Raw genomic sequence first — 1,916 nt, forward strand, 5'->3', positions numbered from 1 at the left:
ATCTTTCTTTCTTACTAGTAAATAAGTGATGAAAACTTAAAGATCAGTGAAAAAAACATTTGCGTATAAGGGTTAAAAACCATACACTTTCGCACCCTGAATTTTTGCTTAAACAATTTGTGAGTATTGCAAATGAAAAGAACATTCCAACCTAGCGTTCTTAAACGCAAGCGTTCACACGGTTTCCGTGCACGCATGGCTACTAAAAATGGCCGTCAAGTTCTTGCTCGTCGCCGAGCGAAAGGACGAAAAGTATTGAGCGCTTAAGTGCTCCCAGCGATGACGGAAACGTCTGACAAAACTTTTCCAAAATCGATACGCTTACTGAATGCTAAAGACTACTCTGAAGTATTCAGTAGCGTCGATATCAAAATTTCTACTCAATTCTTCCTCTGCCTCGCCCGAAAGCGGCATGACACCAACCCTCGTCTCGGTATTATCGTTGCGAAAAAGAACGTTCGCTTAGCCGTAAACCGTAATAGAGTAAAACGCCTTTTACGCGAGAGTTTTCGACATCATAAACAAGATATTCCCTCTTACGACATAGTTCTGCTCGCTAAACACAGTAGTAATCAAGCCGAAGCCGAAAAAATAAGTAAAGAGCTGCAATATGTTTGGCGAAAACTAAAACAAAAAGCGAAATCGTAGTACACTTCCCCCCGGTTTTTCTGACGCTTAAAGAGACTCGCCTTGAAAACAATTTTTTTGGCGCTAATTCGGTTTTATCAATATGCGATAAGTCCTCTTTTTCCGCCCTCATGTAGGTACTTACCGACCTGCTCCGAGTATGCGGTACAAGCTGTGTCAGCTCATGGAGCTTTCAAGGGTTCTTGGCTGGCGTTAAAGCGTATTTTGCGTTGTCATCCTGGTTGTGATGGTGGTTTTGATCCCGTTCCACCTAAAGCTAACGATGAAACTGAAAAGTCCGAATAATACATTCATTTGAATTAGCTGGTTTTTAATACATGGATATCCGAAGAACGATTATTTTTATTGGCTTAGCAGTTGTCTCGTATATGCTCGTTTTGGAGTGGAATGCAGATTATGGACAAGCGGTTACTCAGACGACGAATGCCTCGCAAGTAAACCAACAAACATCTTCCACTCGCTCAACGATGCAAACAGAGTTGGAGGTTGGTAATACAGATTCTGAGCACGAATTTTCTGTTCCTAGTAACCAAGAAGATGCCAACCAAGCACCCTCTTCTGATTCAGATGGCCAGTTAATTAGAGTTACAACAGATGTTCTAGACCTAACAATCGACACAGAGGGCGGAAATCTACAACAAGCTCTCATGCTAAATTACGACGAAACACTAAACTCCGAAGCACCACTTGCGCTACTTCAAAACGACCAGCAACGACTATATACAGTTGAAAGCGGTCTTTTCGGTAAGAATGGTTTCGATTCTTCTAAGAACGGTGGTAAACCGATTTACCAAGTAGAGCAAACCACGTTTGAGCTGGGAGATGAAGAAGAGCTCCAAGTTGATCTGAAGTATACGTCAGAAAGCGGCGTAGAGTTGACCAAGCGTTATACGTTTAAGCGTGATGATTATTTAATCAATGTTGAGTATTTAATAAATAACCAGTCTAGTGAAGTATTTGAAGCTAACTTTTCTGGGAAGATTGTTCGAGATCGAAGTGTAGATCCGTCTAGTCAAACGAGTATGGGAATGCAATCTTATCTGGGGATGGTGCTCTCTAGTGAGCAAGAGCCGTATGAGAAAATTGATTTCGATGACATGCTTGAGTCGCCAGTTAATCAGCAGATTCAGGGTGGTTGGCTCGCATTTATACAACATTACTTTATTTCGGCATGGATACCAGATTCGGAAGTAATGCAAACCTATCAAACTAGGGTCAAAAATGGCCTATATCTGATGGGTTATATTAGCCCTGCTACGGTTGTTCAG

Annotated in this window: 4 protein-coding genes; all 4 read left to right on the top strand. The window is 41.6% G+C overall.

Annotated elements, in window-relative coordinates:
- Window positions 1-132 precede the first annotated feature (132 nt).
- On the top strand, window positions 133-267 hold the full coding sequence (gene rpmH, locus A3750_RS24945) for a 50S ribosomal protein L34 (protein ID WP_082863315.1): 135 nt from the start codon (window positions 133-135) through the stop codon (window positions 265-267).
- Between the two features lie 12 nt (window positions 268-279).
- A complete protein-coding gene (gene rnpA, locus A3750_RS11665) occupies window positions 280-648 on the top strand; it encodes a ribonuclease P protein component (RefSeq protein WP_068457863.1) in 369 nt (122 codons plus the stop codon).
- A gap of 57 nt (window positions 649-705) precedes the next feature.
- Entirely contained in the window at window positions 706-933 is a 228-nt protein-coding gene (yidD, locus tag A3750_RS24950) for a membrane protein insertion efficiency factor YidD (RefSeq protein WP_304440187.1), read from the top strand.
- A 32-nt stretch (window positions 934-965) separates the two neighbouring features.
- Window positions 966-1,916, top strand: a 951-nt coding sequence (gene yidC / locus A3750_RS11670) for a membrane protein insertase YidC (RefSeq protein WP_156498532.1), incomplete at its 3' end; no start/stop codon positions are given.

Source organism: Oleiphilus sp. HI0079, from assembly GCF_001635105.1.